The 24,791-nt window shown below is 38.6% G+C and carries 18 protein-coding genes; 11 read left to right on the top strand and 7 right to left on the bottom strand.

Annotated features, from left to right (window positions below):
• The first annotated feature begins 17 nt into the window (after positions 1-17).
• Positions 18-908 (top strand): CRISPR-associated endoribonuclease Cas6, encoded by an 891-nt coding sequence (gene cas6 / locus JYB62_RS07355; RefSeq protein WP_205644756.1) that lies wholly within the window; start codon positions 18-20, stop codon positions 906-908.
• Between the two features lie 35 nt (positions 909-943).
• On the opposite strand, the gene JYB62_RS07360 is transcribed toward cas6, so the two are convergent.
• A complete protein-coding gene (locus JYB62_RS07360) occupies positions 944-2,215 on the bottom strand; it encodes a type IX secretion system plug protein (protein WP_205644757.1) in 1,272 nt (423 codons plus the stop codon).
• Between the two features lie 33 nt (positions 2,216-2,248).
• Entirely contained in the window at positions 2,249-4,171 is a 1,923-nt protein-coding gene (locus JYB62_RS07365) for an ABC-F family ATP-binding cassette domain-containing protein (RefSeq protein ID WP_205644758.1), read from the bottom strand.
• 94 nt (positions 4,172-4,265) lie between these two features.
• Here JYB62_RS07365 and JYB62_RS07370 point away from each other — a divergent pair, with 94 nt between their 5' ends.
• A complete protein-coding gene (locus JYB62_RS07370; RefSeq protein WP_243431457.1) occupies positions 4,266-5,471 on the top strand; it encodes a PQQ-dependent sugar dehydrogenase in 1,206 nt (401 codons plus the stop codon).
• A 33-nt stretch (positions 5,472-5,504) separates the two neighbouring features.
• On the opposite strand, the gene JYB62_RS07375 is transcribed toward JYB62_RS07370, so the two are convergent.
• The 4 genes from JYB62_RS07375 to JYB62_RS07390 all read right to left on the bottom strand — a co-directional run bounded on the left by JYB62_RS07375 (position 5,505) and on the right by JYB62_RS07390 (position 9,936).
• The gene (locus JYB62_RS07375; protein ID WP_205644759.1) at positions 5,505-6,824 is read right to left on the bottom strand and encodes an ABC1 kinase family protein; all 1,320 of its coding nucleotides are present in this window, start codon (positions 6,822-6,824) and stop codon (positions 5,505-5,507) included.
• Positions 6,825-6,827: 3 nt separating this feature from the next.
• On the bottom strand, positions 6,828-7,493 hold the full coding sequence (locus JYB62_RS07380) for a TetR family transcriptional regulator C-terminal domain-containing protein (protein ID WP_205644760.1): 666 nt from the start codon (positions 7,491-7,493) through the stop codon (positions 6,828-6,830).
• A 112-nt stretch (positions 7,494-7,605) separates the two neighbouring features.
• A complete protein-coding gene (gene hslV, locus JYB62_RS07385) occupies positions 7,606-8,145 on the bottom strand; it encodes an ATP-dependent protease subunit HslV (RefSeq protein WP_205644761.1) in 540 nt (179 codons plus the stop codon).
• Between the two features lie 156 nt (positions 8,146-8,301).
• Positions 8,302-9,936: a pyruvate dehydrogenase complex dihydrolipoamide acetyltransferase gene (locus JYB62_RS07390; RefSeq protein WP_205644762.1), complete on the bottom strand. Its 1,635-nt coding sequence runs from the start codon at positions 9,934-9,936 to the stop codon at positions 8,302-8,304.
• A gap of 120 nt (positions 9,937-10,056) precedes the next feature.
• On the opposite strand from JYB62_RS07390, the gene JYB62_RS07395 reads away from it, so the two are divergent.
• The 9 genes from JYB62_RS07395 (at position 10,057) to JYB62_RS07435 (ending at position 22,871) form a co-directional block, all read left to right on the top strand.
• Positions 10,057-11,016: a YheT family hydrolase gene (locus JYB62_RS07395; RefSeq protein ID WP_205644763.1), complete on the top strand. Its 960-nt coding sequence runs from the start codon at positions 10,057-10,059 to the stop codon at positions 11,014-11,016.
• Positions 11,017-11,047: 31 nt separating this feature from the next.
• Entirely contained in the window at positions 11,048-11,746 is a 699-nt protein-coding gene (locus JYB62_RS07400; RefSeq protein WP_205644764.1) for an SOS response-associated peptidase, read from the top strand.
• Positions 11,747-11,836: 90 nt separating this feature from the next.
• Positions 11,837-12,835, top strand: coding sequence for a 3-oxoacyl-ACP synthase III family protein (locus JYB62_RS07405; protein WP_205644765.1), 999 nt, complete (start codon positions 11,837-11,839; stop codon positions 12,833-12,835).
• A 1-nt stretch (position 12,836) separates the two neighbouring features.
• A complete protein-coding gene (locus JYB62_RS07410) occupies positions 12,837-13,397 on the top strand; it encodes a hypothetical protein (protein ID WP_205644766.1) in 561 nt (186 codons plus the stop codon).
• A 125-nt stretch (positions 13,398-13,522) separates the two neighbouring features.
• Positions 13,523-15,100, top strand: coding sequence for a toxin-antitoxin system YwqK family antitoxin (locus JYB62_RS07415; RefSeq protein WP_205644767.1), 1,578 nt, complete (start codon positions 13,523-13,525; stop codon positions 15,098-15,100).
• Between the two features lie 428 nt (positions 15,101-15,528).
• The gene (locus tag JYB62_RS07420) at positions 15,529-16,776 is read left to right on the top strand and encodes an ROK family transcriptional regulator (RefSeq protein WP_205644768.1); all 1,248 of its coding nucleotides are present in this window, start codon (positions 15,529-15,531) and stop codon (positions 16,774-16,776) included.
• A gap of 19 nt (positions 16,777-16,795) precedes the next feature.
• Positions 16,796-20,083: a VCBS repeat-containing protein gene (locus tag JYB62_RS07425; RefSeq protein WP_205644769.1), complete on the top strand. Its 3,288-nt coding sequence runs from the start codon at positions 16,796-16,798 to the stop codon at positions 20,081-20,083.
• A complete protein-coding gene (locus JYB62_RS07430) occupies positions 20,080-21,414 on the top strand; it encodes a vanadium-dependent haloperoxidase (RefSeq protein ID WP_205644770.1) in 1,335 nt (444 codons plus the stop codon). Before JYB62_RS07425 ends, JYB62_RS07430 begins: the two co-directional genes overlap by 4 nt.
• Positions 21,415-21,428: 14 nt before the next feature.
• Positions 21,429-22,871: a sulfatase family protein gene (locus tag JYB62_RS07435; protein ID WP_205644771.1), complete on the top strand. Its 1,443-nt coding sequence runs from the start codon at positions 21,429-21,431 to the stop codon at positions 22,869-22,871.
• Positions 22,872-22,926: 55 nt separating this feature from the next.
• Here JYB62_RS07435 and JYB62_RS07440 read toward each other — a convergent pair whose 3' ends face one another.
• Positions 22,927-24,789, bottom strand: coding sequence for an FAD-dependent oxidoreductase (locus tag JYB62_RS07440; RefSeq protein WP_205644772.1), 1,863 nt, complete (start codon positions 24,787-24,789; stop codon positions 22,927-22,929).
• Positions 24,790-24,791 lie beyond the last annotated feature (2 nt).

A 24,791-nucleotide genomic window follows, 5' to 3' on the forward strand; every position in this document is an offset into this window, starting at 1 on the left:
TTTATTTTTAAATCACCGTGAGAGTTAGACTTATATTTTCCCTAAAAAACAAAGGCTCCTATTTGCCTTTCCATCATCAGTATATCCTTGCCCAATTCCTAAAGGGACTGATTGTAAAAGGTGGACGAGAAGAATTTTACAATTACAACTTCTTTAACTTTTCTGGACTAAAAGGACAGACCAAAGTTAGTAGAAGTGGTCTTCACTATTATTCCAGTCTTGTCACTCTTGTACTATCTTCACAAAGTGAGGATTTCATGGATTATCTATTAGAACAGGTTTTTGCTACTCCAAAAGTAGAGCTTGGAAATTTAATCTTAGTCCCTGAATATACTGAAATTGAAGTTGAACCAGAGTTGGAGACTTCCAATAAATTTGTTTGTATTTCACCATTGGTGCTGATCATTCCAGCATTCAACGAGGAGGCTGGTAAAAGATTTATCAGTCCAGACAGTGATGAGTTCTCTGACCTATTGTACGAATCCACATTGACTCGTATGGAGCGTTCCGGTTGGTATACTCCCGAACAAATGGAATCGTTCTTCAAATTTCAAGTGGTTCCTGATATGGTTTATGTAAACAAACTGAAGGAACAACAAAAGAAATTTGCAAGAATTTATGCAGTGTACGACATGGACGTGAAATATGAAGTACGTGGTTACACCCTACCATTTACTCTATATGCAGCACCTGAAGTACAGGATTTTGTCTTCAAATGTGGTCTTGGTGCCTTTACCCATAAAGGTTTTGGCATGTTAGATTTGGCAACACATCCTCCAGGAGCAAGAACCAAAACTTACAAATTCAAAAGAGAAGGTTTCGTCCCTTACAAGCCAAATGAGCGAGTAAGGCAGAATGTAGCCCCTGCAGCGGAAGAGAATGATTCAGAGACTGAAACTGAAGATTAATACATTTAAAAGCTCCCATAACCTGGGAGCTTTTTTTATAACCTTCTTCGATTGGGCTGCAAAACTGAATAGCCTACCAATTGATCATAACGGGATCCTAACGCTCTGAGGTAAACAAATACCTCATATACGTTTTCGGTTTCGAAATGAGATCCTTCGAATGTTTCCGTTACAAAAACACCATTCTTCAGGTAACCCAACTGATAATCGTACCAACCTTGCTTGAGTAATAAGGAGGTTCTATAGATCTGAAACTTCTCATCCCATTCAAATTTTGCCTCTTGAGCTTTCCCCCAATTGGTCAAAGATCCCAATAAATAAATAGGCTCAGTTCCTTTGGGGATATCTACATTAAAAGTCATGTATACATATTGACTTTCAAGTTCCGGATCTCCCCCTGGTCGATCATTTGTATCCACAATATACTGGCCATTCAAGTCCAAATATTGGGAGTAGGCTTCATTCTGCCTTCTTTTATTTGCCAGGGATTCCCCAAACACAGCATCCTCTTCTACTCGCATAGCACCTACATTCTGTCCGGTTGCTCTCATAAACCTTAGATCAACAAACCGAAATTCATTACTGGCATCAAAAGCGTTCCCACCATCAAAATCCTCGTATCGGAGCGTTTTTGAGCTTTGGTTGATAAAAGTAGGTTTAGTCAGGTATTTGGCATTATCCCATCGTTGATTTTGTCTAATAATCACTTTAACCTGAGATTCGGGATTCATGACCTCCACTTTGGAGTAATTTACCACCGTGTTTATTTGCTGCTGACCCCGGGTATTGGCTGTTTGAGACGGTGGCACTATGCCCGCTCCCACTGTCAACAAATCCTCATAAACCATGAATCTCTTGGTTAGGATGACATCATCTGGATCTCTTCTACGATAAACTTTGACCACATAGTTTCCTGATTTAGTCACCTGAGGAATATTAAACTTGTAATGGATATATGGAATTCGGGTGTTTATCGAATAATCATAGTCCTGAATATTAAACTCATTAAAAGGGACCAGAAAATCATTGTTTTTTAAATCTGACTGCTTCCAATCTGCATCACAATGAATCAAGGTGGCAGAATACAATTCTGGATCATAAGCCAAATCATCAAACAACAAAACAAGTTGTTTTCCACCCAAAATTGAAACAACAGGAGCGTCCAATTGGCTCCCAGTAGTCGGTCCCAAAGGGAATATTCTTACTGATTGAATATGGTCTTTATATACCTTGTCTTCCACTTGGGCATAAACACGGGGACTACAAACCAATAAAATTGCTAAAAATAAAATGGGGACAGACTTCATGCTTTTCCTCTTTCAGTTTGTGATCATTAATTGTTAAGCCACGACATCCTGAAGTGCCGATATTTCATCTACCAATGCTTCCCATTCTGCATTCAGATCATCCATTTTTCGATGAATGGATTGATGAAGATCTTGCACCTTTTTCAACTCATTTTCATTGGAGTACAATTCCGGATCAGACATTTTCAGCTCCACATCCGTTTTGTCAGATTCCAGCTTTTCTATTTCTTTTTCTACCCTAGAAAGATTTTCTTCCAGCTTCTTCAACTCCTTTTTTGCCTGATTTATTTCAACTTGGCTTTGAGTTGGAGCAGTTTTTTCCTTCTTAGCTGGTTTAGGAACATCTATTTCTTTCTCCTCTACTTGCTGAGACTTCCAAAACTCATATTCCTCATAGGTCCCCGGGTACTCTTTAATCTCATGATTTTCAATATACCAAATCTTATTCGCTACTCCTTTGATAAAATGTCTATCGTGAGAGACTGTTACAAATGTGCCCTCATATTGCTGCAGCGCTTGAATTAAGATATTTACAGACTGAAAGTCCAAGTGATTAGTAGGTTCATCCAAAAGCAAAAAATTCGCCTCTGAAATCAGTGTTTTAGCCAAAGCTACCCTAGACTTCTCCCCTCCAGAAAGAACTTTGATTTTCTTAAACACCTCCTCATTGGAAAACAAAAAGCAGCCTAAAACTCCACGAAGTTCCATTTCGGTTTTTGCACTTCCTGCCTGGGACATCTCCTGGATTATCTCATTATCTAAAGTCAAGGCTTCCAGTTGATGCTGCGCAAAAAATGACTTGATGACATTATATCCCTCAGTTCTTCCCTCTATACCTTTTTCTGATCCATCTATAATTCTAAGTAGCGTTGATTTCCCTTTCCCATTCGCTCCAATCAAAGCAATCTTATCACCCCTCTCAATTCGTGCTGAAGTATTTTTCAAAATAACATTATCCCCATAGGCTTTTGAGATATTATCCAAGGTGACGACATCCCTACCCGATTGCTTTGAAAATTTAAACTTAAAGTTTACAGAAACTTCGTCATTGACTACTTCATGCACTCGTTCCATCCGATCCAGAGCCTTGATCCTAGATTGGACCTGATTGGATTTAGTAGCTTTTGCACGGAATCGCTCAATGAACTTTTCCGTTTGTTTAATCATTTGTTGCTGATTTTCATAAGCATTCTGTTGAATCTCCATCCGCTCTTTCTTCTCCTCTTTATAGAAAGAGTAATTCCCCGAGTAAAGCGTCAACGTATGATTGGCCACTTCAACCGTGCTTGTGATACAGTTGTCCAAAAAGGTTTGGTCATGGGAAACGACCACCACTGCACCTTCATAAGTCTTAAGATAGTTCTCTACCCATTGAATGGATGGTAAATCCAAGTGGTTGGTTGGCTCATCCAGCATCAATAAAGATGGCTTTTCCAAAAGGAGCTTGGCAAGCATCACCCTCATTCTCCAACCTCCGGAAAATGTTCGAAGTGGCTTTTGAAGATCCGAGGTCTTAAAACCTATTCCTTCTAATACCTCCTCTGCCTTAGCTTTGATGGTATACCCTTCGTTGGCCTCAAAGCGGTCCTGCAAAGTCGCCAACCGATTCATGATTTCTTCCGAATAATCAGTTTCCATTTCTTTGAGAACCTGATCAATTTCATCTTGAAGGTCCAAGGTTTCTTTAAACGCTGCCAAAGCCACATTTAAAATACTTTCATCCGATTGATAGGAAAGAAGATCCTGATTTAAAAACCCAATGGAACAATCTTTGGCTTTTTGGACTTCTCCTGATGTAGGTTGATAGTCTCCAGAAATAATTTTCAGGAGAGTAGATTTGCCAGTACCATTCTGTCCTACCAGCCCAATTTTATCTTTTGGCTTGATATGAAGGTTGGCATTTTCGTATAAAGGACGTCCGCCTATGAAATAAGAGAGATTACTAATCGATAACATGCCCCAAAAATAAAGATTAACCCGTTCATATACCTTTGAAAGTTGAACATTCTGAAATTGTTTAGATTACTTAACTTGTAGAAAATAAAATATTATGAAAACCATTTCAACATTAACATTATCTGTGCTTTTGACAACAGCTTCAATGACGATCAGCTGTGAACAAAAGAAGGAGGTGAAAATTGAACCCATACAAACTGTTAATTCTGCCAATAAAAGAGATATTTCTCAAGCAACTGCAGAGGTACAATTGGATAAACTTACACTTCCTCCCAATTTTAAAATAGACGTTTGGGCTGCGGATATTCCAAATGCCAGAGCCATGACTGTTACAGAGGAAGGGATTGTGTTTGTAGGAAACAGGCAAGAAGATAAAGTATATGCCGTGATTGATGAAAATGGAGATGGCAAAGCTGATTCAAAATTCATCTTGGCTGAAGGCTTACAAATGCCCAATGGTGTCGCTTACAAAGATGGAGATTTGTATGTGGCTGAAGTAAGTAGAATTTTAAGATTCAAAGACATCAAAAATAATCTGGGGAATCCAAGTTATGAGGTTGTTTATGATGGTTTCCCTACAGAAACACACCACGGATGGAAATTCATCGCATTTGGACCTGATGGCAAACTCTATGTGCCAGTTGGAGCTCCTTGCAATATTTGTGATCCAGAAGAGGATATTTATGCAAGTATCACACGTTTGGATGTCAATGCAGCTAATCCAGAGCCAGAAGTATATGCCCATGGGGTAAGAAATACAGTGGGATTTGACTGGAACCCAAAAACAGGAAATATGTGGTTCACTGACAATGGAAGAGATATGATGGGAGATGATATTCCTAATTGCGAACTCAACAAAATCACTGAAGCAGGTCAGCATTTTGGCTATCCGTATTGGCATGCAGGTGATGTTAAAGATCCAGAGTTTGGAGATGCCGGAGGCGCCCAATCAGACTACATCGCTCCTGCCGCATTAATGGGACCCCATAATGCTCCGCTAGGAATGCGATTCTATGAAGCAGGTATGTTTCCTAGTAGCTATGACAACTCCATATTTGTTGCAAAACATGGTTCCTGGAACCGAAGCAAAAAGTCAGGATATGTGGTTGCTGTGGAGAAATTAGACGAAAACTCCAATGTGACTGGAGAAGAAATCTTTATCCAGGGTTGGTTGAATGAAGCTAGTCAAGAAGCTTGGGGGAGACCGGTCGATGTACAAGAACTTCCAGATGGAAGCATGTTGATATCAGATGACATGGCTGGAGTTATTTATAGAGTGACTTACAACTCAGCAGAATAAAATAAAAAAGGGAAGCAAAAAGCTTCCCTTTTTTTACTTCAGCCAATCTGGCTTAGTCGTATCAATTTCTGCTTGCAATTGGTTTAGCAGATTATACAACCCAAAATAGGTACGATTGATATAGAGTCCATGTCTGGATCCTCTCGCTTGACGAGATTTCTTAAACATCTTATCATTGGAAATCCTATCTCCTAGTTGAAAGATTTGTTCAAAGAACCCATCATCCGAAAAATCAAAACGATCCACATGAAATGGTTTTCCTAATAAAGATATCATTTCTCTAAAGACTCCTTTGAAATACAATTGCTCCTCTTTGGTATCCTTCTCAGATATAAATTCCAGATCAAAGAAGATTTGATCGAGTTCCTGAGGTTTTATCAGCAAATCCTTTTTAATCAACGCGAAGTATCCTGAATAAAAGTCTTCAGGTATTACTTTGACACATCCAAAATCAATAATCCCCAATTGATCCGAATCCTGAACAATGAAATTCCCAGGATGGGGGTCTGCATGGACTTGTTTGAGATTATGGACTTGGTGATGGTAAAAATCCCACAAGGCTTGACCAATTTTATTCCTAGCCTCCTGCGAAGGATTTATCTCTAACCATTCCTTCAAATGCTTCCCTTCGATCCAGTCCATAGTAATAATTCGGTCGGAACTATACTCATCATAATAGTTTGGGAATTTCAGATTTGGAATATGAGCGCATGCTGAAGAAATCTCTCGCGATCGCTGTACCTCCAAATTATAATCCGTTTCCTCCAAGAGTTTTTCCTCCACCTCTTCCATGTAATGATCCAGTTCCCGTTCATTCATATTTAGAAGTCGAAGCGCAAAAGGCCTCACCAATTTCAAGTCTGAACCCACGGAATCTGCAATCCCCGGATATTGAATTTTTACGGCCAAGGTTTGACCATCTTTTGTAGCTTTATGAACCTGACCAATAGAAGCTGCATTGACAGCAGATCTAGTAAAGGTATCATATATCTGATCAGGAGATTTTCCGAAATATTTCTGAAAGGTTTTTACCACCAATGGATAAGAAAGCGGTGGGGCCGAATACTGAGCCATCGTAAATTTGTCTTGATATGCTCTTGGTAATAAATTCTTATCCATGGACATCATCTGAGCCACTTTCAACGCCGATCCCTTCAATTGACTCAAAGAATTATAAATATCTGAGGCATTATTCTGATGAAGCTCTTCTTTATCCAAACCTGGCCTTACCACCTTTTTTGCATAATGCTTCACATAATTCCCTCCTACTTTTGCACCTGTTGAGATGAACTTTGCCGCCCTCTGAACTTTTGAAACTGGAATAAACTCCTGTTCATTTAAACTTCCTGTCATGACTTATTTGGATTGATACATGAATTTTGCAAAATCAAGAAATGAGTCAAGTGCACTTTTCCCCATTAAGTCAAAAGCTAAATTGACGGACTTTTCAATGGCTGCATCTGTTTTCTCAAATCTTGGTGACTGATCTTTCAACCAATATTGAAAAACGAACCAAAGTTGAATCCACATCGCTTCATCATATTTCTCAGAAATAAATGGCCTATTTGCAATTTCTTCAGTTTCTTTTCCTTCCAATATGATCTCATTGGCGAAATCTTTAAACTTTTCTTTGAAATCAGAAGCTTCTTTTGGCAAAGAGGTAAGCTGAGAAGAACTGCTTCCATAAAGACTTAGCAGGTAGGATCTGTTTTTTTTCAAAATTTCAATCCATGTAAAAAGAAATCCTAAGAATTTTTCTCTTGCGGAGTATTCATTAAACACTTCCTGTGCTTCGATTTGGGATAATGTATCTTCAAACATCTCTACCCAAATGGCTGATTTAATGGCTTCAAAAGAGGTAAAGTATGAATAAAACTCCTCCTCCTTCATTTTTAAGTCCTTAGAAAATTTGAATATTGATTTCGGAGAATCTCCATGTTCCAAGACATATTCCTTGAATGCATCGGGGATAATTTTTTTGAAATCCTTTTTAGTATTCTTTTTTGCTGCGGTCGTTGTCATAAGTTGTAGCTAATTATCATATGGATAACAGACAAACGAACCAACAGGTTTAAAATTAGGCACAAAAAAACCGGAGAATTCTCTCCGGTCTCATTTTCCTTTCATTAAGGGGTCATATTACTTTTTCAATCACCAAATTATGATTGGTATAAATACATACATCGGCTGCGATATTTAAGCTTTCTCTCACCATTTGTTCCGCTGACATGTGAGGCGCAAATTGCTTCATGGCTCTGGCTGCAGATTGAGCATACATACTTCCCGAACCTATCGTTGCAATCTCCATATCAGGCTCAATTACGTCACCTGTCCCAGAGATAATCAAAATATCTTCTTTATCTGCAACGATCATCATTGCCTCCAACTTACTGAGCATTCGGTCTGTTCTCCACTCTTTAGCGAGTTCCACCGCTGCTCTTTTCATGTTATTACCAAAAGCACCTAACTTTTCTTCGAATTTTTCCAACAAGGTGAAGGCATCAGCAGTAGAACCAGCGAAGCCAGTCACAATTTTACCACCTTGAAGAACTCTCAGTTTTTTAACTGTACTTTTTGCAACTGTATTACCTAGTGTAGCTTGGCCATCGGCTCCGATTATTACTTCTCCATTATGGCGAATTGCTACGACTGTGGTTGATTTAATTCTTTCCATGATTCTCTATTCATTAACAAAGCAATTATTCGAAATGCATCACTCGGAAAAATAACTTTCAAAGCAAACGTGCATTGTCAATGTTGCTTTCTGACAATAACCATACAAAAAGCAAAAAGTCCTGAAAACAGGACTTTTTGACAGGTATTTAGATTTTTATACTAAGATTCTAACTGGATCCTCCAAAAGATTCTTTAAAGTAATCAAGAATGCTGAACCAACTGAACCGTCTACGACTCTATGGTCACATGACAAGGTCACTTTCATGACATTACCAATTTGCATTTGACCATCTTTCACAATTACGGTTTCTTTAATTCCTCCAACTGCCAAAATACAAGCATCTGGTGGATTAATAATCGCAGTAAATTCTTCAATACCGAACATCCCTAAATTTGAAATAGTGAAGGTATTTCCTTCCCAGTCTTTAGGCTGCAACTCTTTGTTTTTTGCTTTCCCTCCCAAAGATTTTGCTTGTGCAGAAATCTGGGATAAGGATAAGTTGTCAGCAAATCTGATCACAGGCACTAACAATCCTTCTTCTACTGCTACTGCCATACCAATATGGATATGCTCGTTGTATCTGATTTTATCACCTAACCAACTTGAATTTACTTTTGGATGCTGACGCAAGGCTGCAGCGGTAGCTTTGATTACCATGTCATTAAATGAAATCTTTGTAGATGCGATTTCATTCATGCTTTTTCTAGCTTCTATCGCCTTATCCATGTTAATTTCCATGGTAAGATAGAAGTGTGGAGCACCAAATTTACTTTCGGCAAGTCTCTTAGCGATTACTTTACGCATCTGAGAAACTTTTTCCTCTTTATAGCTTTCTTGTCCAATTGCTGGAGCTCCAGCACTAGCACTTGCTACTTGCGGAGCCGCTGCAGGGACGAAGTTTTCTACGTCTTTTTTGACAACTCTTCCACCTTCACCAGTTCCACTTACTTGACGGATATCTAAGCCCTTTTCTTCAGCAATCTTTTTAGCTAATGGAGAAGCTTTCACTCTTTCTCCATTTGCAGAAGTTGCTGCAGGGGCAGTTGAAGCAGGGGCTGATTTAGTTTCAGCAACTGGCTCTGCTTTTGGAGCAGGTGCAGATTCTGCTTTCGGAGCTGGAGCCGGTTCTGATGAGCTTTGTTGCTGAGCTTTTAAAAGAGTTTCAAAGTCAGCACCTTTCTCACCAATCACAGCGATTACCCCATCTACGGGAACGCTATCTCCAGCTTCTACACCAATGTATAGCAAAGTTCCATCATCATAGCTTTCCAGCTCCATGGTTGCTTTATCAGTCTCCACTTCAGCGATGATCTCACCAGACTTAATTTCGTCTCCAACCTTTTTCAGCCAAGAGGCAATGGTGCCTTCTTGCATAGTATCGGACATTTTAGGCATGGTGATTACCGTCGCATTAATATTTGAAGTATCAATGCTTTCGTTCGGAGCCTCTGCTTTTGCTGGTTCGGGAGCTTTTTCATCTGATTTAGGAGTATCCTCTTTTTTATCGGAAGAACTATCAGCACCTTTCAAAAGGTGTTCATAATCTTCTCCTTTTTCACCTATCACAGCAATAACGCCATTGACAGGTACAGAATCTTTCTCTTTTACTCCAATATATAAAAGCACACCTTCGTCGTAGGATTCAAGCTCCATTGTTGCTTTATCAGTTTCAACCTCTGCCAGAATATCTCCTGGTTTAACAGTATCTCCTACTTTTTTCAACCATGCAGCGATCACACCTTCTTCCATGGTGTCGCTCATTTTAGGCATTCTAATAATTTCGGCCATGAGTTATTGCGCTCTATTCGTTTTTAAAGTGTCCAAAAATAGTTTTTATAATGTCTTTATTCAAATTTAAAACTAGTATTTTCCCCCTGCATTTCAGCCTTTATTCATCAATCTCCTGATATGCCTTTAATTACAGACAGCATTTACCAAAGACCAAGATGGCTTTTTAATCGCCATTTGGAAACTATTTATCCTGCTATTTTCAGGAAAGTCCACCTAGAAAGGCCTATTCGTGAGAGGATTACTACGATTGATGGAGACTTTCTCGATTTAGATTGGTACAAACAAGGAAGCTCCAAATTGATCATTGTAAACCATGGCCTGGAAGGAAATAGTTCCCGTGCATATATTCTCGGGATGTGTAAAATTTTTCTGAAAAATGGGTTTGACGTACTCGCGTGGAATTTTAGAGGATGCGGAGCAGAACTCAACCAACAAGCTATTTTCTACCACTCTGGGGCGACCTATGATTTAAACACGGTAATCAGGTATGCGGAAAATGACTATGATGAAATCTCATTGGTTGGTTTTTCTTTAGGAGGAAATCTGATCTTAAAATATTTAGGGGAACAGGAAATAATTTCCAAAAAAATAAGAAAAGGGGTAGCTATTTCGGTTCCGTTGCACTTAAGTAGTGCAAGTAAAAAAATCTCCTCAGTAGAAAACACCCTGTACTCAAAGCGGTTTTTAAAAACCTTAAAAGAAAAGGTTATTCTCAAATCAAAGACACATCCAGGAGAAATCCCTGTCCAAATGTTGAAAAACATAAAAACTTTAGCAGATTTTGATGATTATTTAACGGGGCCACTTCATGGATTTGCCGATGCCGAGGAATACTATTCTATCAACTCCTCTCTTTATTTTTTAGAGCACATAAAAGTGCCCACACTCGTTCTAAACGCAATAAATGACCCATTCCTCAGTGAACTATGCTTCCCTTACCAACTTGCCAATAATCTTGAAAAAGTATATTTTGAGTTCCCAAGACAAGGAGGCCATGTAGGCTTCACAGTAGCAAATTCTGAAAAACCTTATTATTCCGAGTCTCGGGCTGTTGAATTTATAACCAAGGATATCTAACTTCCAGCTTGGTAATCAAGTTAATCTATATATGTGTGGACGTTATTCATTAAGCAAAAGTAAAATTGAATTGGAAGAAAGGTTCCAGGCTGAGATGCTTTCTGATTTTCATCCCAGATATAACATTGCCCCTACCCAGTTGGTGCCTGTAATTACCTCAGCAAGCCCAAATGGTTTTTCTTATTTTTATTGGGGAATTACTCCAGAGTTTGGTAAAAATAAACCTGTCGCATTGAAATTGATCAATGCCAAATCCGAAACAGTAGATCAAAAAGTTTCTTTCAAAAGTTCATTCCAACAAAGACGTTGCATTATACCTGCAGATGGTTTTTATGAATGGAAAAAACTTGGTAAGAAAACGAAAATCCCATATCGATTTACTATGAGAGAAGGTGAATTATTCTCTATGGCAGGCATTTGGGAAGAGTACGAATCAGTTAATGGAGAAACCCAACATACATTCTTGATTTTGACAACCACGCCAAATGAGGTCGTTTCTGATGTTCACGATAGAATGCCTGTTATCCTAAACAAAGAAGGTGAAAAAAAATGGCTGGATAATTACTCCAGTATAGAAGACCTTAAAAGCCTTTTTGAGCCAATATCTTCCGATTTCCTCCTAAGCTACACCGTTTCACCATTGGTAAATTCTGTGCAAAATGACACCCCTGCTGTCATGCGGAAAACATCCCCGATGGATCAGCATGGGAATTACACCTTGTTTGGTTAATTCTAAACTTTTTATTGTTCATCTGAGTATTTTGTAAGAGAGCGATCATATCCTCATATTTGAACTCATTTTTAATAAACCCAAGGAGAAATGAAGAAATCCAAAATTTTAGGAGTGGGCCATTCCTTGCCTGAAAGGATTGTGACCAATACGGAATTATCAGGTATGATGGATACCAATGATGAATGGATTGTAGAACGAACAGGGATTGAACAAAGAAGATGGTTTACTCCTGGAGTAGATACTGTCACTAGTTTATCCAAAGACGCTTCTGTTATGGCTTTAAAAAGAGCTGGCTTAGAAGCAAAAGACCTGGATTTCATCGTTTTTGCAACGGTTACACCCGATTACTATGTGCCAGGAAATGGAGTCCTATTGCAACGTGAACTGGGAATCCCTGGTATTGGAGCCTTAGACATTAGAAATGCCTGTTCAGGATTCATTTATGCCTTGTCGGTAGCAGACCAATTTATCAAAACTGGCATGTACCGAAATATACTTGTAGTAGGAGCTGAGATTCAATCTTCAGGATTGGATAAAAGCAATGAAGGTAGGTCCAGCGCAGTGATTTTTGCAGATGGCGCGGGCGCTTTGGTTTTGAGTGCAACCGATCAAGAAGATTCAGGAATCCTTTCTACCCATTTACATGCAGATGGAACTTATGCGGAAGAACTTTATTGCAAAGACCCTGGAAGCTCCAGAGCAGACCGTTACTCCCAAGAATTGTTTGATTCGGGTAGTTTCTTCTTAAAGATGAATGGAAATGTGGTTTTCAAACACGCCATCGTACGATTTATTGAAGTAATCAATGAGGCTTTAGAGGCAAACGGTAAGACGAAAGAAGAAATTGATTTATTGATCCCTCATCAAGCCAACTTACGTATTAGCCAATACATTCAACAAAAATTGGAATTCCCAGATGAAAAAGTTTTCAATAATATCATGCATTACGGAAATACCACTGGTGCAACAATTCCAATAGCTTTGAGTGAAGCTTGGGAACAAGGCAGAATCAATGAAGGGGATTTGATTTGTTTGGCTGCATTTGGTTCAGGTTTTACATGGGCTTCTGCATTATTGATATGGTAACATGAACGAACCTGACCAACATCCTGATTTGGAGCTTTGGAAAGACCAACAGTTGTTAAAAAAGCTTCATCGTCTAAAACTTCAATTTTGGGATATATTCTCCCGAGTGGCAGAGTCAATTTCAGATGAGGAGTTGGGGGAGATTTGCTTAAAACATAAATCAAAAAAACTTTCTAGAGGGAATGATTTGTTGGGGATGCCTTACCAGGTTTTAGATATCATCCGGAATTTCGATCCTGAATCAGGTCTAAATATTCGGGTTTTAAACTGGTTTGGTAATGGTTTATTTTTGATCATTCTTGCTGGAGAAAAAAATTACCGAACGATTTCATCGTTTCTTTACGAGAATAATTTTTATTTTGGAACGACAGAAAGTCCTTGGGATTACCCAGGTTTAATTCTTGAAAACCAAAAAATAAAGTCCCGGAATCCTGAAATTATAGAGGCAGGATCACTAAATGTATGGATTAAAGAAATTGAAGTTGGGGGAAACAACCATGAAATCAGCACTAAAATCGCAAAAGAAATACAATTGATTGTCAATTACCTTTCGACTATTTAGTTAATCAAAACAAACCTGAAAATTGAGATTGACGTAAACTTATCACAATCGATAAAACGCTGGTTTTATTTTCTTAATTTGAGTTATAACCTACAATTCACAATTTCCTGAAAGATATAGTATATATGAAATTTATCCTGATTCTAGGTGCATCCTTATTTTCATTCTCCCTTTTTGCCCAACAATCTTCCATAGTGAAGCTCTATAGTTCTGATTCTTCCATCATGGCAACAGGGGTAATGGAAGGCACTAACAAAGAAGGGCTGTGGAAATATTACAACCCAAAAACGAACCAAATACTTTCTGAAGGAAACTTCCAAAATGGACAAAAAGAAGGAACATGGACTTCATATAGTTCAAGAGGGCTTAAAAAAGTCGTGGCAGAATATAAGGATGGGAAATTATTTGGTCCTACAAAAGTTTATGATTTGGATGGAGCTTTGGTTACAGAAATGATTTTTCAAGACAGTGTTTTAGTAGGTCAATTCACTGAATATTATGGAAAGACTGGTAATCCTGATTATATTCCTTTCAAACAGGTAAAAAGAGAAGGTTCCTACGAAAACGGAATGAAATCCGGTCAATGGGTTACCTATCATGAATTCGGCGAAACTGCCGTAGTAGAATACTTCAAAGAGAACAAAAGAGAAGGCCCATACTTGGAGTATGATCCCGAAGGAATATTAAATATAGAGACTACTTATAAAAATGGACAACTAGACGGAGATTTTAAACGATACTTCTATCCAAATAGACCCATTGAAGAAGGCAAGTATTCCAATGGAGTTAAAGTTGGGACTTGGAAACGATATTACCCTGAAAACAACCGAGTTGAAGCCGAAGAAACCTATGATAAATATGGAAAAAAGACAGGTACCTGGAGTTATTTTTATGAAAATGGTCGGTTAGCTAGGGTAGAAAAATACAAAAACGGTTTAGCAGAAGGCACTTGGGAAGAATATTTCCCAAACAAAAGCCTTTCCAAAAGACAAACATTCGAATTGGGAATTCCAGTTGGGGAATATGTGGAATACCATAGCAGTGGTAAACTTTCTGTTGCTGGCAATTATGTTTCAGGAATGAAAACAGGTCTCTGGAAAAGCTATTTTCCTGATGGCGAACTCTATTCGATTGGCGAATATAGAAATGATGTACAAACTGGAGTATGGAAATATTTTAATAAAATCGGAATTTTAATTGCAGAAGGCAGCTTCAACTTAGGACTAGAAGAAGGGCAATGGTTTTACTATTATGATGGAGGCCAGCTAAAGTCTGTAGGAACTTATAAACTAGGGGAAGAAGACGGGATTTGGGGCTTGTTTTATGACAATAAAAATCTTACTCAGGAAGAATTTTGGGAGTCAGGAAAATTGCTAAATGTTGGAGAATACAATTCTTACGATGGGACAGAAACGTATGACAAGGGCACATTAAAAGACGGAAATGGCACTCGAATTACTTATTATGTGGCGGGTAAAAAAGAATCAGAAGGAAGTTATAAGCTTGGAAAAGCAGAAGGAATTTGGACCTTTTACCATGAAAATGGAAGAAAGGCCTCTGAAGGAACCATGAAAGACGGTAAAAAAGAAGGTACTTGGAGGTACTACAACCCATCTGGAAGATTGGAGGATTTGATCAATTATAAAGCAGATGAGATTGTAATTGATGAAGGAGAGCAAAATCAAATTATAAGATTTAATTAATAAAGGTTCAATTGGCTAACTTCACCCAATAAATATTTTAGATAATTCAAAATGTTTTTTACATGCAATATTTTGATTTTTAGATATTTATCACTACATTAAGTTACTTTTTAAACTTGTCCGCTAGACATTTTTTTGACTACTAAGTTTATTTTAAGGGTGATTGAGCTACGGACTGACTTATTAAAAATTTTTTAGCCCGGTTTTCCGGGCTTTTTTAATGCCTTAAAATGAATCTTTTTTTCTTGATTGTGAAGGGAGAAATTTGATAAGCAGGAATTCTTTCATTCAATTCTTTTGCTGAAATTAACTTCTTCAAGGAATTAATTTCAATTCCCATAAAAAAGACAAACATGTTTCTATATTTTTTTAAATAAGTGCTTTTTTGAAATCAAAAAAATACCTTAATTGAAGATCAATTCAAACTTATGCATCTAATAAACCCGCAAGAAGTTATTGATAAAATGGACGGTGTCGTCGAAATCAAGAGCTATCTTAATAAGATTAAAATTATTAAAAACTTATACCTGAAAGGTGCGAATACCGCCAGTGAAATTTGTGCGGAAGTAGGGATTTCTCTTCCCACTGTAAATGCATTGTTATCAGATTTGATGGCTTCCGGAGAAGTAATCAAACATGGTCGGGCCGAATCCCAAGGGGGAAGAAAACCTGATTTATACCGATTGGCCGAAGATGCTTTTTATGTATTATCGGTGGATTTATCCAAGTTTCAAGCAAATTTCGCTCTTTATTCCTGTAATCAAACATTGGCATTCCCTAAAGAAAGCCATAAGATCACACTAGATAATGAAAAAGAGACTTTTGATCATCTTTGTGATTTGATTGATTCTTACCTTAAAAGGACGGAAATCAAGCCTGAAAAAGTGATTGCGATTGGAATCTCTATGCCTGGTTTAGTGGACTCTGTTGGAGGTGTCAACTACACTTATTTAAGATTTGGAAAAAAATCTCTCATTGAAAATCTTGAGGAACGGTTTTCGAAGAAAATATACATGGAGAATGATGCACGGGCAATGACTTTGGCAGAGTTCAAATTTGGTTCAGAACATTCCCACAAAAATGTCCTGGGAATTTTCGTAGGTTGGGGAATTGGCTTAGGAATAATTATTGATGGTAAATTGTATCAAGGTGCTTCTGGATTTGCCGGAGAATTTTCCCATTCTCCAATATTTGAATCACGGGATGTTACCTGTATTTGCGGGAAAAAAGGTTGTTTAGAAGCAGTAGCTTCAGGAACCGCGATCGTAAAAATGGCTGAAGATGCCATTAAGCTAGACAAAGACAGCATTTTGGCCAGAATGGTCAGAGATCATAAAGGTGATCTCGAACCAGCTTTAGTAGTAGAAGCTGCTCTTGCAGGAGATCAAAGAGCGATTACCATACTTTCGGAAGCAGGATTGGATTTAGGTAGAGGTATTTCTATTTTAATTCAGTTATTAAACCCTGAATTAATCATTATTGGAGGTTCCGTTGCGGAAGCCAATCAGTATTTGATTACCCCCATCCAACAAGCATTAAATATTTACAGTATGGCAAAATCCCGAGAAAAGTCCCAATTAGCTCTTTATCAGTTAGGTGAAGATGTTGGACTATTGGGAGGGGTTGCAGTTGTAAACGAAAAACTGTTTGAAGATGTCATCAATCGGTTGAGTTAAAACTCTTCAAATTAACTACATGAATTTCCTATTTAAATCCAAGGCAAGTATCATTGTTCTGGGGATTTTACTCTATATCACTCAGGGAAATACGCTACTAGCACAAGGTGCTAAGCCCCCCCTTTTTGAAAAAATCTCAAATAAAAAAGCAGGAGTTACTTTTAAAAACCAATTAAAGGAAGACCAAAAGAACAATATTCTTCGATATGAATACTTCTACAATGGAGGAGGTGTAGCTGTGGGGGACCTGGATAATGATGGATTAGAGGACCTCTTTTTCACAGGCAACATGAGTTCTAATAAAGTCTTCAAGAACTTGGGAAATTGGAAATTTGAAGACAAAACCAAGTCTGCGCGTATTGCCGGTAAAGAGGTATGGACGACAGGAGTCAGTATGGCAGATGTCAATGCGGATGGTCTTTTGGATATATATGTTTGCTATTCCGGAAAAGGAAGTCCCGAATTAAGAGGAAATGAGCTATGGATCAACCAGGGTGACTTCACTTTTATAGAAGAAGCGGAAAAATATGGACTTGCTGATCCCTCAAATAGTACTCAATCTGTTTTCTTTGATTTTGATAGGGATGGTGATTTGGACATGTTCCTACTAAATCACCACATAGAAGTAATCAATGAATTGGAGTTTAGTGAAGTCAAAAACATTCGACATCCCTATGCGGGCGACAAACTCTATAGAAACGACCAAGGTAAATTCGTGGATATAAGTGAACAGGCAGGTATCAAAGGTTCTGCATTAGGATTTGGCTTGGGTGTAGTGGTTTCCGACATTAACCAAGATGGATGGCCCGATCTATTAATCACCAACGACTACATAGAGCCTGACTATCTATACATTAATCAAAAAGACGGAACATTTTTAGACCAAATAAAAGAGTCTTTTCAGCACATATCTCATTTCTCCATGGGGGCTGATATTTCTGACATTAACAATGACGGAAATTTCGACATCTATACCTTGGATATGCTGCCAGAGGATAATGAAAGGCAAAAACTACTGTATGGCCCCGAAAATTATGAGCAATACGCATTGATGATTCAAGAGGGATTCTACCATCAAAATATGCGAAATATGCTTCAATTGAACCTAGGAGATGGAAACTTTTCTGAAATTGGTCAATTGTTGAATATTTCAAATACTGATTGGAGTTGGTCAGCTTTATTTTTTGATGCCACCAACAACGGCCATAAAGACCTATTTGTCAGCAACGGTTATTTTCGGGATTATACTAACCGAGACTTTTTGAAATACAAAGGAGATTATTACTTCCAACAGGCCATTGCCAAAGAAAAAGCAGATACGCTACACTTGGTCACTTCCATGACTTCTACCCCTATTCATAATTATATATTTGAAAATCAAGGGAATCTAGAATTTAAAGACCGATCAGACGAATGGGGAATGGATGAAAAAGGATTTTCTTCTGGCGCAATATATGCGGATTTAGATAATGATGGGGATTTAGACCTGGTGGTGAGTAACTTAAATGATTTTGCCAGTTTATATGAAAACAAAAGTGGCAATTCCAACTGGATTGAATTATTGCTTTCCTCGAAGGATCAAAATACCTTCGGTATAGGGGCAAAGGTTGAAATTAGTTCGGACACCCAAACCCAAACTTTGGAAGTCCAACCTGTTCGAGGATTTCAATCCTCTGTGAGCCCCAGAATTCATGCGGGAGTTGGAAATGATCAACTGATAAATAAAATTAAGATAAGCTGGCCTGATGGTACTATACAAACTATTGAGAATGTTCAACCCAACCAGCTAATTACCATCTCTAAAGAAAATTCTATTCCCTCAGAAAGTTTAAAAACAACACCCCCGCTCCTTTCTAAGAATTCCAATATACCACCCTACTCCCCCATTTCTCCAAATTTTAATGACTTCAAGCGTCAACCTTTGATGCTCACTATGGCAAGTTACATTAACCCAATCTTGGCAAGTGGCGACTTAAATAAGGATGGAAACCCAGAGATTTTTGTGGGAGGAGAAAAAGGAAATCCCGGAAAAATATATTCCCTTACCGATGGGAAATGGACTGAATATACTGGTTTCAGAAGTTCTTCAGAATTTACTGATGCCGTGGCTATTTTTGAGGATTTCAACGGAGATGGTCATCAGGATTTATTCCTAGGAAGTGGTGGGTACCATGATTATATAGGTTCTGATGATGCATTAAATGATCGCTTGTACCTAAATGATGGCACCGGTAAACTTATTCGCCAATCCAGCTATCCTTCCTATAAATTCAGTACTGGAACAGCCCAATCCCTAGATATCAATGGAGATGGAGCCCCAGATCTTTTTATCGGAGCTAAGCTAATTCCCGGGAGGTACCCGATTATCCCTGCTAGTAAGGTTCTAATTAATGATAGGAAAGGGAATTTCACCGATCAAACTTCCACTTATTTGCCCGAGGAAGGAAAAATTGGAATGGTCACAGGGTCAGAAAAGCTAGATCTCAATGCAGATGGGAAAATGGATTTGGTTTTAGTTGGTGAGTTTTTACCTATCACTGTTTTGATCAATACCAATTCCGGTTTCCAAAATCAAACCACTTCCTATTTCACAAAAGAGTTTTCCGGTTGGTGGGGAAGCCTTTCCAAAGCAGATATGGATGGAGATGGGGATCTCGATTTAATCGCAGGAAACTTTGGTTTAAATTCTCAATTTGAAGCGAATGAAAACAAAACTTTGAGATTATATGCCTCTGACTTCGATCAAAATGGCTCCATAGACCCGATCTTAGAATGTTTTGTAGGAGACAAAATGTATCCATTTCCAAGTAGGGATGAATTATTAGATCAAATGACCAGTATGAGAAGCCGTTTTACGGATTATGCCGCTTACTCTAAGGCGACGATGCAGGATATATTTTCTTCAAATGAATTGGAGAAGGCACAAATTCTTGAGGCCAATACCTTAGAGTCGGTTTATTTAGAAAATACTGGATCAGGTTTTAGCGTTAAACCATTACCTAGAATCGCTCAATCCTTTCCCATTTATGCAATTCTACCCATAGATATCAATAGAGATGGAAATCAGGATCTCATTTTAGGTGGAAACCAATCTTTTTCAAGAATTCGAATCGGAATGATTGACGCTAGCTTGGGACTCGTAGTGTTAGGCGATGGAAAAGGTAACTTTAATCCACTTACTCCTTCTGAATCTGGCATTTCAATCAAAGGTGACATCAAATCCTTCTTACCTATAGAAACTGATTTGGGTACTCAAATCTTAGTAGGTATCAGCCAACAGGCTTTGCAAAGCTTTCAATTAAAATGAGATCACTGACTAAACAAATATTTACCAGTTGCTTTATTTTCCTTTTTGTAGGTGGTAATACCTTCGCTGGCTCAAAGGAACCTGACTGGCCTAAAACATACGCTGAGGAATATTTTCACATCACAGAAGTCATGGTGACAGATGTGGCAAGTCCTCCTGTGGCAGCAAGAATATATGCCTATACGAGCTTGGCGGCCTATTTAGTAAGTAAAAGCCAAGGGGCTCAATTTCAACACCAAAATTTATTAGAACACACCTATCTATCAGACCACACTTGGAACATTAGCACCGATAAAATTCAATCCCCAGAGTTTGCTGCCATACTGGCTTTCATGAAAGTTGGAAAAGCAATCATGCCATCTGGGTACTTGCTGGAAGGAAAACAACAGGACTGGATCAATAAAGCTTTAAAAGCAAAAATCATTAGCAAAAAAAACCTTCAAGCACACATCGACTTGGCTACAGAGGTAGCAGGAAAGGTGATGGAAGTAGCCAATAAAGATGGATACCTCCAACTCTCCACCCTAACTCGTTATACTCCCAAAAAAGGAGAAGGTTATTGGTACCCCACTCCACCAGCATATATCGCGGCGATAGAACCAGAATGGAAAACCATCCTTCCATTCTTCATTCAAGATTTAGAAAATTTTGAGCCGGCTCCCATGGCTCCATTTGACATGTCAGAAGGAAGCTCATTTCACAAGCAATTGATGGAAGTGTACAATACCACGAATCAGCTCGATGAGGAAAAAATACTCATCGCTAATTTTTGGGATTGTAATCCATTTAAAGTTGAATTTTCAGGGCATATGGCCATAGGCGTTAAAAAAATCTCACCAGGAGGTCATTGGATGGGGATTACAGGGATTGCTGCACAAAAAGCGGGGTTATCATTTGAGGAAACTGCTTATATCTATGCATTGGTAGGAATGACTTTGCACGATGCATTTATCTCTTGCTGGAAAGCAAAATATGACACGGATAGAATTCGCCCTGAAACGGTCATCAATCAAAAAATGGATCAAAGATGGAGACCTATCCTTCAAACTCCTCCATTTCCTGAATATACCTCTGGCCATTCTGTAATTAGTCGAGCTTCTGCGGTAGTATTAACCGGTTATTTCGGGGATAACTTTGAATTTATAGACAGTTCAGAGACTTATTTTGGGTTGCCAGAAAGGCCATTTAAATCTTTTCTCCTAGCTTCTGAAGAAGCTGCAATTTCCAGATTATATGGAGGAATTCATTTCAGAGATGCCATAGAAGAAGGAGTGAAACAGGGTGAAAAAATCGGCGATATGATCTGGTCCAGCCTACAACAAAAACAATAGAAATATAGTACCACATGCGATTCAAAAACTCCATATACTTCTCTTTATTTACTGCTTTGGTTGGGATTTCTTCGTGCCAAAACAAACCTGCTGAATCTGAAGAGTTGATCACTTCTGAAAAACCTAACATTGTATTGATTTTTGCAGACGACATGGGATATGGGGATTTAGGGGTTTATGGAGCTACTCAGTGGAAAACCCCTAACCTGGATCAATTAGCAGCCGACGGAGTCCGATTCAATCAGTTTTATGTACCCCATGCAGTTTGTTCGGCATCCAGAGCAGCCTTAATGACGGGCACCTATGCCAATAGATTAGAAATCTTTGGAGCATTGGACCATACTGCAAAACATGGGTTGAATCCAGAGGAAACTACTATTGCAGAAATGCTAAAAGTGAGCGGCTATGCAACTGGCATGGTAGGAAAATGGCATCTAGGACATCAGGCTCCTTTCTTACCAACCGAGCAAGGTTTTGATTCTTATTATGGCTTGCCATATTCTAACGATATGTGGCCACATCATCCAGAGGTAAAGGATTATTACCCCCCGCTACCTTTGTATCAAAACACAGCAGTAATTGACACCTTGGATGATCAAAGTATGCTGACTACCAATTACACTGAAAAAGCACTGGAATTTATTGATCAAAGTAAAGACCAGCCATTTTTTCTTTACCTCGCTCATAGCATGACTCATGTACCACTCTTCGTTTCCGATAAATTCAAAGGCAAATCAGAACAAGGATTATATGGAGATGTGATGATGGAGGTGGATTGGTCTGTAGGTCAAGTGAGAAAGAAATTGGAGGAATTAAACTTAGCTGACAATACCATAATCATTTTCACTTCGGATAATGGTCCATGGCTTTCCTATGGAGGACATGCAGGCTTAACGGCAGGATTGCGTGAAGGAAAAGGAACTTCTTGGGATGGAGGAATTCGGGAACCAGGAATATTTGTGTGGCCAAATCATTTTCCAGCCGGAAAAGTGGAAAATCAAGCCGCGATGACCATTGATATACTTCCTACTTTGGCCGAAATCACAGGCTCTAAACTACCCGATTTGCCGATTGACGGAAGAAGCATACTTCCTATGTTAGAAGGTCAAGAAATGGAGCCAAAACCCTATTATGCTTATTACAACAGAAACGAACTTCAAGCCGTGATCTATGGAAAATGGAAAATGGTCATGCCCCACTCTTACCGTAGTATACCCGAAGGAACAGTCATGAGAAATGATGGTATTCCGGTAAAATATCATATGCTGAATTTGGAAAAAGCAGCACTTTTTGACCTATCTACCGATCCTTATGAAACGACAGATGTTGCTGCAAATAACCTGGAAGTGGTTGCTAAAATGAATCAATTTGCTGAACAAGCAAGAGCGGATATGGGAGATGCCTTGACTGAATCAGAAGGCATCAATCTGAGAAAACATGGTATGATAGAAGAATAAATTTTAAGGCTGAAAATCAATTCAAGATTCACTGATTTTCAGCTTTAATCTAATTTTATTTTTTTAACTCTCCCTCCCAATTTACCTCTTTTGAAAAAGGATTCAGTAATTCATCCAATAGTACCGAGACTTCTTTTCTATTGAGTTTCTTCTCAGATGTGAAATTCCCTTCCAGTCCTCTCCTTTTCCAAACTTGTGCTATTTCCAACAAGGGAGTATTGGGCTTCACAAGTTCCATTATTTCTTGAAATCTTTCTCCTGTTAAATAATCTCCGGAAGCACCCCAATAATCCTTCAATTCCGGATACAATGACCGCATCCCATCTACCAATTCATATTCAGTGACCAACCTATCTGGATAAAACCAAGTTTGATTTTCCCATAGATAAGGGACTCCCTCTCCTTTAAAAATTCCTGTGGCCCCAATTTTCTGCATGGCTACAAAATGATCTGAAAGAGGATTCGTGTCCAAAAAAGGCATAATGTAGGCATTATGAGAAAGCAATAAAGTCTGTACTTCACGGATAGAAACCTCATCCAATGGTTTCTTCTCCTTTATTGAAACTGCAGCCAACACCCCTGCAGCTTGTCCAATTCCTAATACTACTGGCTGAAGTCTAGTTGCTCCATTGACAATATTAGATACTGAAATACTTTTTTCAGCTAGAATCAATGCCGAATGATCTTTCGGTATCAAGGCACCCAGTGGGACATTGTAAGATGGCACACGAATCTTGATAAAGTCAATAGCGGGAGCATCTAGGTTCTTTTTGTGATGATGATCTATGGTATAATCTCCTACAGCAATTCCTGTCCTGAACAAAGGATTTGGAGCCTCATACGGCGTCCTAACATAAGGTAAAGTAAAATCAACCAACCCGAAATACCTCCTTGACTCACGATGATATGGAATCATAGGCAGATCATCTTCTGTAGGATATTCATTTTCAGCAATCCCCAAATTTTTGTAACCAAGGTCATGCTGTATGTAATAAATAAATCTAAGACTCGCCTGCCTCGCAGCCTCAAGTGCCGTTTCTCGCTCTTCAGGAGTCATTTCTACGATATTCACATAATAATCATTCCCACAATTCGGCCAATTGATCATGTATTTACCGTTGGGTAGTTTTCCATAATCAATCATTTTTCCACAATCCAAAGTTGGATCGTTATCTGTTATTGGATCAGCATGAGCACAGGCACAGGCAAACTCCTCCGGATCATAATTTGAAGGTTTTGGGATAGTCTTATCAGCAGACTTACCAAAATCTTCAAGTGTCACAACATAAGTCAGGTCTTGGATGATATCATTGCTTTCTTCCGGGGCAAAGCTTTCACCGATTTCATCCCTGGCATCCATACCCAACCTATATTCTAAACCTTGGGCTGCAGCCACATCTCCAAGTTCAGTAGCATCAATTAATAATGGTGCTTGTACGATGTATTCTTCTCCATTCTTGAGATAGCTCACTGTCCAAAGTTTGTTTTCATAGGAGACCTCATTCCAATCACTTTTAAAAGTCACCGTCAGGGAAGGCACGGATTCAGCCATCAATTGTAAAATTTCATTCCCAATTTTAGGTTCAAAAAGTGTATTACTAACCCATCCTGTGGCGAGTTTATCTTCTCCACCATAGTGTTCTTCTAATTTTGCCTTAAACTCTCCCCAAATTCCAGAAGGTAGTTGATGGTTCCCATCAATCGCTGAAACTCCTGCAGAAGTCAACATACCTCCTAACCATGTTGTTGGCTCAATAATTAAAGTTTTAAGGCCTTCCCTTCCAGCAGAAATACCCGCTGAAGTTCCACTAGCTCCACCTCCTACAATGATTAAATCATAGTTATTCTGGGCAAATAAAGAATGGGAAAGCCCCATTAATATTAAGATGACTGAAAAGGAAAATCTAATTAATTTCATAT

It is taken from the genome of Algoriphagus lutimaris (genome assembly GCF_017051705.1).
GTDB lineage: Bacteria > Bacteroidota > Bacteroidia > Cytophagales > Cyclobacteriaceae > Algoriphagus > Algoriphagus lutimaris.

Excerpts from the sequence above, each read along its gene's own strand:
- JYB62_RS07360 (WP_205644757.1), bottom strand. The coding sequence starts at position 2,215 with ATGAAGTCTGTCCCCATTTTATTTTTAGCAATTTTATTGGTTTGTAGT.
- JYB62_RS07365 (WP_205644758.1), bottom strand. The coding sequence starts at position 4,171 with ATGTTATCGATTAGTAATCTCTCTTATTTCATAGGCGGACGTCCTTTA.
- JYB62_RS07370 (WP_243431457.1), top strand. The coding sequence starts at position 4,266 with ATGAAAACCATTTCAACATTAACATTATCTGTGCTTTTGACAACAGCT.
- JYB62_RS07375 (WP_205644759.1), bottom strand. The coding sequence starts at position 6,824 with ATGACAGGAAGTTTAAATGAACAGGAGTTTATTCCAGTTTCAAAAGTT.
- JYB62_RS07380 (WP_205644760.1), bottom strand. The coding sequence starts at position 7,493 with ATGACAACGACCGCAGCAAAAAAGAATACTAAAAAGGATTTCAAAAAA.
- hslV (WP_205644761.1), bottom strand. The coding sequence starts at position 8,145 with ATGGAAAGAATTAAATCAACCACAGTCGTAGCAATTCGCCATAATGGA.
- JYB62_RS07390 (WP_205644762.1), bottom strand. The coding sequence starts at position 9,936 with ATGGCCGAAATTATTAGAATGCCTAAAATGAGCGACACCATGGAAGAA.
- JYB62_RS07395 (WP_205644763.1), top strand. The coding sequence starts at position 10,057 with ATGCCTTTAATTACAGACAGCATTTACCAAAGACCAAGATGGCTTTTT.
- JYB62_RS07400 (WP_205644764.1), top strand. The coding sequence starts at position 11,048 with ATGTGTGGACGTTATTCATTAAGCAAAAGTAAAATTGAATTGGAAGAA.
- JYB62_RS07405 (WP_205644765.1), top strand. The coding sequence starts at position 11,837 with ATGAAGAAATCCAAAATTTTAGGAGTGGGCCATTCCTTGCCTGAAAGG.
- JYB62_RS07410 (WP_205644766.1), top strand. The coding sequence starts at position 12,837 with ATGAACGAACCTGACCAACATCCTGATTTGGAGCTTTGGAAAGACCAA.
- JYB62_RS07415 (WP_205644767.1), top strand. The coding sequence starts at position 13,523 with ATGAAATTTATCCTGATTCTAGGTGCATCCTTATTTTCATTCTCCCTT.
- JYB62_RS07420 (WP_205644768.1), top strand. The coding sequence starts at position 15,529 with ATGCATCTAATAAACCCGCAAGAAGTTATTGATAAAATGGACGGTGTC.
- JYB62_RS07425 (WP_205644769.1), top strand. The coding sequence starts at position 16,796 with ATGAATTTCCTATTTAAATCCAAGGCAAGTATCATTGTTCTGGGGATT.
- JYB62_RS07430 (WP_205644770.1), top strand. The coding sequence starts at position 20,080 with ATGAGATCACTGACTAAACAAATATTTACCAGTTGCTTTATTTTCCTT.
- JYB62_RS07435 (WP_205644771.1), top strand. The coding sequence starts at position 21,429 with ATGCGATTCAAAAACTCCATATACTTCTCTTTATTTACTGCTTTGGTT.
- JYB62_RS07440 (WP_205644772.1), bottom strand. The coding sequence starts at position 24,789 with ATGAAATTAATTAGATTTTCCTTTTCAGTCATCTTAATATTAATGGGG.